Raw genomic sequence first — 8,497 nt, 5'->3', positions numbered from 1 at the left:
GGACCCCTCGCCCGGCTCAGACCTAAGTGCTTGATTTTCAAGCCGCTTCAGCGTCTGCGCCGGAAGTGGGGCGCATTATAGGGGAGTTTCAGAGCAGGTCAACAGTTATTTTACGATCGAGTTGCAGCGGATCAATTCGGCCATGTCCCTGACCGCCTGCTTGAAGCCGACGAAGACGGCCTGGGCGACGATGGCATGGCCGATGTTCAGTTCGTTGATGCCCGGCAGCGCCGCGATGGGTTGGACATTGTGGTAGTGCAGGCCATGGCCGGCATTGACCACCAGCCCGAGGCCAGTGGCGAATTCCACCGCCTTGGCCAGCCGCTGCAGCTCATGGGCTTGCTCTTCCTGGGTCTCCGCTTCGGCGTAGCGACCGGTGTGGAGTTCGATCACCGGAGCACCACTGTCCTTGGCCGCCTGGATCTGCTGCAGATCGGGATCTATAAAGAGGGATACTTCCGAAGCGGGCAGTGCAGCGATGGCGTCGCGGATACGCTGGACCTGCCCCACTACATCCAGGCCACCTTCGGTGGTCAGTTCTTCCCGGCGCTCGGGCACCAGGCAGACGTGCTCGGGACGGATCTCGCGAGCGAATGCCAGCATTTCAGCCGTCAGGGCCACTTCGAGATTCATGCGGGTCTGCAGGAGGTCACGCAGCAGGCGGACATCCCGCTCCTGGATATGGCGACGGTCCTCGCGCAGATGCAGGGTGATGCCATCCGCTCCCGCCTCCTCGGCGTCCAGCGCCGCCTTGACCGGATCGGGATAGCGGGTACCCCGCGCCTGACGCAGGGTGGCGACATGATCGATGTTGACGCCCAACAGAACACGACTGAAGTCTTTCATGGCTTATTCACTTGGCTTGGCGAACAATTCGCGACTCATGAGGGGTTTGCTGCCCAGGTGCGGCGCCAGGGCCTGGCGCATCAGGCGCTTGGCAGCGCGGACTACCGTAGGATCGTCCCATTCGCCACGCTCCAGTGCCAGGATTTCCGCGCCGGCCAGACAACCCGGGCGCACCTCGTCGACGGGCTCGAAGCCCTGGTCCGGAATGAAGCGATAGAGGCGCTGGGCGTCAATGGCCTGGCCATCCAGGGCCAGGGACAGCGAGAAACCGTAGCCCAGCAGATCAAGCAGACGCCATTCGAAGGTGCGCAGCAGGGGTTCGACAGGACGACCCTGGGCTAGGGCAGCGAGGGTCAGACCATAGAGCTCGAAGAGGGCGGGATAGGGATCTTCGGCGGGTAGCAGCCTGACCAGCAGCTCATTGAGATAGAAGCCACTGAATAGCCCCTGCCCCTGGAGTAGAAAAGGCGGCGCCAGGGCCGCCACCTTCTGCAGATTCTTCAGCTCCCCGCGCCCGCTGAGCTGGGCTTCGAGGGGAATGAAGGGCCTGGCCAGACTTCCGGAACGGGAGCGGGCCGCGCGCAACACCGTGCGGACCCGGCCGAAGGCGCCGAACACATCCACCAGCGCACTGCTTTCCCGATAGGGGCGCGCATGCAGGACGAACAGCGGCTCAGACGCCTGCATCGCTAGAGGTCGGAGTAACCCAGAGAGCGCAGGGCGCGCTCGTCATCGGACCAGCCGCCTTTGACCTTGACCCAGAGATTGAGCATGACCTTGGCGTCGAACAGGGTTTCCATGTCCTGGCGGGCTTCCTGGCCGATGCGCTTGATGCGCTCGCCAGCCTGACCGATGAGGATCTTCTTCTGACCATCGCGCTCGACCAGGATCAGGCCATGGATGTGCAACACTCCGTTCTCGTACTTGAATTCCTCGATCTCGACGGCGACCTGATAGGGCAATTCCGCCCCCAACTGACGCATGATCTTTTCGCGAATCAACTCGGCCGCCAGGAAGCGACTGGATCTGTCGGTGATCTGGTCTTCGGGGAAGAAGTGGTCGCCTTCCGGTAGGCGCTCGGCCACCAGCTCTTCAAGGGCATCGAGATTGTGGCCGTGCTGGGCGGAAACCGGAATGAGCGTCGCTTCCGGCAGCTGCTCCTGCAGCCATTGCAGGTGCGGCAGCATGTCGGCCTTGTCTTCCAGGCGATCCATCTTGTTGACGGCGAGCAGCACCGGGCACTTCACGAAGCGGACCCGCTCCAGCACCATCTGGTCTTCGTCGGTCCAGCGGGTACGGTCGACCACGAACACCACGACATCCACATCGCGCAGGGCGGTGACGGCCGTCTTGTTCATGAAGCGGTTGAGCGCCTTCTGGTTTTCCTTGTGCAGACCAGGGGTATCCACATAGATGGTCTGCACCTCACCCTCGGTCTTGATGCCGAGCATGTTGTGCCGGGTCGTCTGCGGCTTGCGCGAGGTGATGGCCAGCTTCTGTCCGAGGATATGGTTGAGCAGCGTGGACTTGCCGACGTTGGGGCGACCCACGATGGCTACGTAGCCGCAGCGCGATGCCTTCAGCTCATCATTCATGACCATTCTCCACGCCCAGGGCGATCAAGGCCGCCGAGGCAGCTATCTGTTCGGCGATGCGGCGACTGACGCCCTGCCCCGTCGTTTTCTCATTGAGCATGGCGATCTCGCATTCGACGAAGAAGACCCGGCAATGGGGCTCTCCTTCGATGGCGACCACCTCGTAGCGCGGCAGGTCGCAGGCGCGTGCCTGGAGGAACTCCTGCAGCCGGGTCTTGGGATCCTTGTTGGTATCCACCGGCGTCAACTCGCGTAGTTGCGGCCCGAGCCAGGCCATGACCCGATCCTTGGCGGCGTCCATGCCGGCATCCAGATAGATGCCGCCAATCAGAGCTTCCATGGCATCGGCGAGGATGGATTCGCGGCGAAAGCCACCGCTCTTGAGTTCACCGGAGCCCAGGCGCAGGTAATCACCCAGTTCGAAACTGCGAGCCAGCAGCGCCAGGGTCTCGCCCTTCACCAACTTGGCCCGCAGACGGGACAGCTGACCTTCGCGGGCCTGAGGGAAGTGATCGTAGAGGGCTTCGCCGATGATGAAGTTGAGGATGGCGTCGCCGAGAAATTCCAGGCGTTCGTTGTTGCGACCGGCAAAGCTGCGGTGCGTGAGGGCGAGCAGCATCAGGTCCGGGTCCTTGAAGGTATAACCCAGCCGACGCTCGAGGCGATCTAGAGATAAAGTCACGGGAGATTTATACGGAAATCACGATTGAAACGAACGACCAGATCGATGTTGCGGATCAGGTGTTCACGTTTTTCATAGTCGAGGTGGATCTGCAGGTGATTGCCTTCGGCTTCGACGCGCATGGCCTTTTGCAGATCGAGATCACGGATGTCGTTTACCTGCATCCCCTTCCCCACATAGCTGTAGACGTCGGACACGCTGCGAATCTGGTTATCGGGATTGTCGCCGATGGATTCGATGACCTTGGTCAGAGCATTGTAGTCCAGGTAATGGGGCGCGAGTTTCATGGCCGTACTGGCCAGGAAAGCGATGATGCAGAGTGCGAGCAGACCACCGAGAAACGACAGCCCCTGCTGACGCGACGGACGACCAGGCACTCTGCGTTCATTCATCTGATGATACCTACGCGAGACAGGGTGGGCATGCTCTGCAGCTTGGGCTCCGGCCAGCTCAGCCAGACGGCGAAGGCCTTGCCGACGATGTTGCGGTCGGGAACCATGCCGAGCAGGTCACGGGGAATACTGGGATCGTCCCAGTAGCGACTATCGTTGGAGTTGTCGCGGTTGTCACCCATCATGAAGTAGTGACCGGCAGGCACCTTCCACTCATGGTCGGGTTCCACGCGGTAGCGGGTCATCTCTTCGCGAATCAGGTGCTCGGCCTTGCCCAGTTGTTCCTTGAACAGCTTGACGCTGCCCAGCGAACCCGGCTCGTCGCCCACCAGCTCCTCGCTGACGCGCTGGCCGTTGACGTACAGCTGCTTGTCGCTGGTGTAGCGGATGGTATCCCCCGGCACACCGATGACGCGCTTGATGTAGTTGACGCTGGGATCGCTAGGATAGCGGAACACCATGACGTCACCACGCTGGGGATCGCCGATCGGGATGACCTTGAGATCGATCACCGGCAGGCGAATGCCATAGGCGAATTTGTTCACCAGGATGAAATCGCCCACTTCCAGGGTCGGCTTCATGGAGCCCGACGGAATCTGGAAGGGCTCAACCAGGAACGACCTCAGGATCAGCACGATGGCGAGGACGGGAAAGAAGGACTTTCCGTACTCGACCAGCGCCGGCTCCTTGTTCAACTGCTCCAGTACCGCCGGATCGGGCTCGCTGACCTGCTGCCCGTAGGTCTGGATCGCCTTGCGACGACGCGGTGCGAGCACCAGCAGGTCGATGAGGGCCAGGGCGCCGCAGACGGCGACCGCGAGAACCAGCAACAGAGGGAAGTTCAAAGACATGGGCTTCAGCTATCCACCTTGAGCACGGCCAGGAAGGCCTCCTGAGGAATCTCCACGCTACCGACTTGCTTCATGCGCTTCTTGCCCGCCTTCTGCTTTTCCAGCAGCTTGCGCTTACGGGAGACGTCACCGCCGTAGCACTTGGCCAGAACGTTCTTGCGCAGCGCCTTGACGGTGGTACGGGCGACGATCTGACCGCCAATCGCCGCCTGGATCGCCACGTCGAACATCTGCCTGGGAATCAATTCCTTCATCTTCTCGGTCAGGGCGCGACCCTTGTAGTGCGCCTTGTCACGATGGACGATCAGGGCCAGGGCGTCGACCTTCTCGCCGTTGATGAGGACATCGAGCTTGACCAGGCTGGCGGCTTCGAAGCGATCGAAGCTGTAGTCCAGCGAGGCATAGCCACGGCTCACCGACTTGAGGCGGTCGAAGAAGTCCAGCACCACCTCGTTCATCGGCAGGTCGTAGCTGACCTGCACCTGGCTGCTGAGGAACTGCATGTCGCGCTGGACGCCACGCTTCTCGATGCACAGGGTGATGACGTTGCCCAGGTGCTCCTGGGGCACCAGGATATTGGCGCGGACGATGGGCTCGCGCATCTCGGCGACGGAGGCCAGGTCCGGCAGCTTCGACGGGTTGTCGACATAGATGGTGCTGCCATCCTTGAGCACCACCTCGAAGACCACGGTCGGCGCGGTGGTGATGAGGTCGAGATCGTATTCGCGTTCCAGGCGCTCCTGGATGATCTCCATGTGCAGCATGCCGAGGAAGCCGATGCGGAAGCCGAAGCCGAGGGCCTCGGAGCTTTCCGGCTCGTATTGCAGGGCCGCGTCGTTGAGGGTGAGCTTCTGCAGCGCTTCGCGGAAGTCCTCGAAGTCATCGGAGCTGACCGGGAACAGACCGGCGTAGACCTGCGGCTTGACCCGCTGGAAGCCCGGCAGCATGGCCACGTCGGGGGTGGCACTGAGGGTCAGGGTATCGCCGACCGGGGCACCGAGAATTTCCTTGATGCCGGCGATGATGAAGCCCACTTCACCGGCCTTCAGATCGGGCATTTCGGTGTGCTTGGGCGAGAAGACGCCGACGCTGTCGACCTGGTGCACCTTGCCGGTGGACTTGACCAGGATCTTGTCGCCCTTCTTGACCCGCCCGTGCTTGACGCGCACCAGCGAGACGACGCCCAGGTAGTTGTCGAACCAGGAATCGATGATCAGCGCCTGCAGGGGCGCGTCGATTTCCCCTTCGGGCGGCGGGATGACCTTGACCAGTTGCTCCAGCACCTCGGGTACGCCCATGCCGCTCTTGGCGCTGCAGGGCACGGCGTCGGTGGCGTCGATGCCGATGATGTGCTCGATCTCGGCCTTGACCTTGTCCGGCTCGGCCTGGGGCAGGTCCATCTTGTTCAGCACCGGCATGACCTCGAGGCCCTGCTCAATGGCGGTGTAGCAGTTGGCGACCGACTGGGCTTCCACGCCCTGGCCCGCATCCACCACCAGCAGCGCGCCTTCGCAGGCGGCCAGCGAACGGCTGACTTCGTAGGTGAAGTCGACGTGGCCGGGGGTATCGATGAAGTTGAGCTGGTAGGTCTTGCCGTCCTGAGCCTTGTAGTACAGCGTGACGCTGTGGGCCTTGATGGTGATGCCGCGCTCGCGCTCGAGATCCATGGAATCCAGGACCTGGGCCTCCATTTCTCGGTCGCTCAAACCACCACAGATCTGGATAAACCGATCCGCAAGCGTCGACTTGCCGTGATCGATGTGGGCGATGATGGAGAAATTGCGGATATGGCTCAGATCACTCACGAATCAGCACTCGAATAGCCAGCAGCGGAACATCCGCCGGGAAAATAGCGGGGGAGTTTACCTGAATGCGGCAAACAAGGGGACTCGCGCCGTTCGAGCGGACAAAAAGAAGGGGCAGTCACCTGCCCCCACTCCCCTACCCGGTCCTTACTTGCCTGGCAGCTTGAAGGTGATGAAGCTGGCGCGGCCCTCGCGCACCACGCGCATCGAGATGGAGCGACCCGCCGGCAGTGCCGAGGTGATCTTCTCGAAGGCCGTGGCGGATTCGATGGGCTGGTTGTTCAGATGGGTGATGACATCGCCCGGACGCAGACCGATGGCCGCGGCGGGACCGTCGCCACTGAGCTTGTTAATGACCACACCGCTCTGGATATCCATGGTCTTCTTCTGCTCGGCGGTCAGGTTGGCCACGGCGATCCCCAGGCGATTGCTGGCCCGATCGGAACCGCGTTCGCCACCGGACGTGGCCTGGTCGTCCTTGGGCATGTCGCCCACGGTGACGCTGAGGTTCTGCCGCTTGCCTTCGCGGATGACCTCCATGTCGGCCTTGGCGCCCGGCTTGAGGTTGCCGATCAGGTGCGGCAGGTCGGCGGATTCCTCGATCTTCTGGCCGTTGACCGAGAGGATGACGTCGCCGACCTTGATGCCGCTCTTGGCTGCCGGGCCGTCGTCCAGAATCTGGGCGACCAGGGCACCGGCCGGACGATCCAGGCCGAAGGACTCGGCGAGATCCTTGTCCACTTCCTGGATGACCACACCGAGCCAGCCACGGCTGACCTTGCCTTCGGTCTTCAGCTGATTGGCCACGTTCATGGCCACGTCGATCGGGATGGCGAAGGACAGCCCCATGAAGCCACCGGAGCGGGTGAAGATCTGCGAGTTGATCCCGACCACCTCACCCTTGAGGTTGAACAGCGGGCCACCGGAGTTGCCCGGATTGATGGCAACGTCGGTCTGGATGAAGGGCACGTAGCTTTCGTTGGGTAGGCTACGGCCCTTGGCGCTGACGATACCGGCGGTGACCGAATGATCGAAGCCGAAGGGCGAGCCGATGGCCAATACCCATTCGCCGACCTTCAATTGATCGGAGCTGCCCAGCTTGAGGGTGGGCAGATCTTTGGCATCGATCTTCAGCAGGGCCACGTCGGTACGGGGATCCGCGCCGATCAGCTTGGCCGTGTGATCGCTGCGATCGGAGAGACGCACCAGGATCTCGTCGGCATCGGCGACCACGTGGTTATTGGTCAGGATGTAGCCATCGGCAGAGATGATGAAGCCGGAACCCAGCGACTGGGCCTGCTCCTGCTTGCCACGGGGACTGCGCGGCATTTGCGGAATGCTGCGCTCGAAGAATTCACGGATGCCCGGCGGCAGACCTTCCAGGTCCGGCATGGTCATGGCGCCAGCGCCGCGACCTTCGGGAATTTTCTGTCGGGTGCTGATATTGACGACCGCGGGAGACGCTGCCTCGACCAGGCCGGTGAAATCCGGCAGATCGGCCCGAGCCATGGCCGTCAGTCCCATCAGCCAGAGCCCCATCAGGGCCGCCGTGTAATGCTTTAGATTGCGCATGCGCATGCAGCTCCACTCTATCCAATGACTTGAACACATCGCTGGCGACCAGCCCTTCCCGGATGGGAGGCATAGTCAGTGACGACTGGCAGCAGAAATAGCACGCCCTTGCTGAACGATAGCTTTCGAAGCTTTTTTGCGACCTGGTCGAAAATCCTTCAGGCAAAAAAAGGGCACCTGAAGCTTAACTCCAGGCGCCCTTTCTGCGGTGAGACCAGCGAATCAACGCTGGGCAGGAACATCCTGCTTTTCACCAACCGCCGGCTGATCAGCCTTGGCTTCGGCGTTGGCCTTGGTGCTTTCTTCGCTGAAGCTGGCCAGTACGGCCGGGCTACGCGCAGGTTGCGGCACGGTCAGCTGGCTCGGCGCCTGCTGGGCCAGACCCTGGGTAGAGACGTCAGACTGATTGTACATCCGCACACCCGCCAGTACGGCGAAGGTCACGGACGCGGCAACCGCGACACGACCCAGGCTCGACCAGCGACCCTTGCTGACCTGAGCAGCGACGGGCGCTGCCGGGGCTGCGGCGACCTCATCACGCTCCAGCGTGGTGGTAACGCCCTTGGCGATGTCCAGATTCGGCATCATGGGCTCGCCGCGAATCACGGCGCTGACCATGGCGTAGCGCGACCAGGTGGCGCGCAATTCCGGGTCCTTGCTGACCTCGGCGATGACACGCCGGGTTTCGAATTCGTCCGCTTCGTTATCCATAACAGCGGACAGGGATTCCAGCAGGGCTTCACGACTCATACGT

9 protein-coding genes are annotated in these 8,497 nt (G+C 62.1%); all 9 read right to left on the bottom strand.

The genetic code is table 11. From position 1 onward, the window contains the following. Window positions 1–105: 105 nt before the first annotated feature. The 9 genes from pdxJ to AX284_RS00990 all read right to left on the bottom strand — a co-directional run bounded on the left by pdxJ (window position 106) and on the right by AX284_RS00990 (window position 8,493). Window positions 106–846, bottom strand: a complete 741-nt coding sequence (gene pdxJ, locus AX284_RS01030; protein ID WP_064307340.1) for a pyridoxine 5'-phosphate synthase — start codon at window positions 844–846, stop codon at window positions 106–108. Window positions 847–849: 3 nt separating this feature from the next. Then, the gene (gene recO, locus AX284_RS01025; protein ID WP_064307341.1) at window positions 850–1,533 is read right to left on the bottom strand and encodes a DNA repair protein RecO; all 684 of its coding nucleotides are present in this window, start codon (window positions 1,531–1,533) and stop codon (window positions 850–852) included. A 2-nt stretch (window positions 1,534–1,535) separates the two neighbouring features. Further along, a complete protein-coding gene (era, locus tag AX284_RS01020; protein ID WP_017640152.1) occupies window positions 1,536–2,441 on the bottom strand; it encodes a GTPase Era in 906 nt (301 codons plus the stop codon). After that, entirely contained in the window at window positions 2,434–3,123 is a 690-nt protein-coding gene (gene rnc / locus AX284_RS01015; RefSeq protein ID WP_064307342.1) for a ribonuclease III, read from the bottom strand. The genes era and rnc overlap by 8 nt, the downstream gene beginning before the upstream one ends. After that, on the bottom strand, window positions 3,120–3,515 hold the full coding sequence (locus AX284_RS01010; RefSeq protein WP_017640150.1) for a DUF4845 domain-containing protein: 396 nt from the start codon (window positions 3,513–3,515) through the stop codon (window positions 3,120–3,122). The genes rnc and AX284_RS01010 overlap by 4 nt, the downstream gene beginning before the upstream one ends. Next, window positions 3,512–4,366, bottom strand: a complete 855-nt coding sequence (lepB, locus tag AX284_RS01005; RefSeq protein ID WP_017640149.1) for a signal peptidase I — start codon at window positions 4,364–4,366, stop codon at window positions 3,512–3,514. Before lepB ends, AX284_RS01010 begins: the two co-directional genes overlap by 4 nt. 5 nt (window positions 4,367–4,371) lie before the next feature. Beyond that, window positions 4,372–6,171, bottom strand: a complete 1,800-nt coding sequence (lepA, locus tag AX284_RS01000) for a translation elongation factor 4 (RefSeq protein ID WP_017640148.1) — start codon at window positions 6,169–6,171, stop codon at window positions 4,372–4,374. Window positions 6,172–6,318: 147 nt separating this feature from the next. Then, entirely contained in the window at window positions 6,319–7,743 is a 1,425-nt protein-coding gene (locus tag AX284_RS00995) for a DegQ family serine endoprotease (protein ID WP_026083737.1), read from the bottom strand. A 222-nt stretch (window positions 7,744–7,965) separates the two neighbouring features. Further along, on the bottom strand, window positions 7,966–8,493 hold the full coding sequence (locus AX284_RS00990) for a sigma-E factor negative regulatory protein (protein ID WP_017640146.1): 528 nt from the start codon (window positions 8,491–8,493) through the stop codon (window positions 7,966–7,968). Window positions 8,494–8,497: the final 4 nt, after the last annotated feature.

It is taken from the genome of Pseudomonas sp. HUK17 (genome assembly GCF_001566765.1).
The sequence above is the reverse complement of the archived record's forward strand: the minus strand, read 5'-3'. Positions and strand labels throughout refer to the sequence as shown.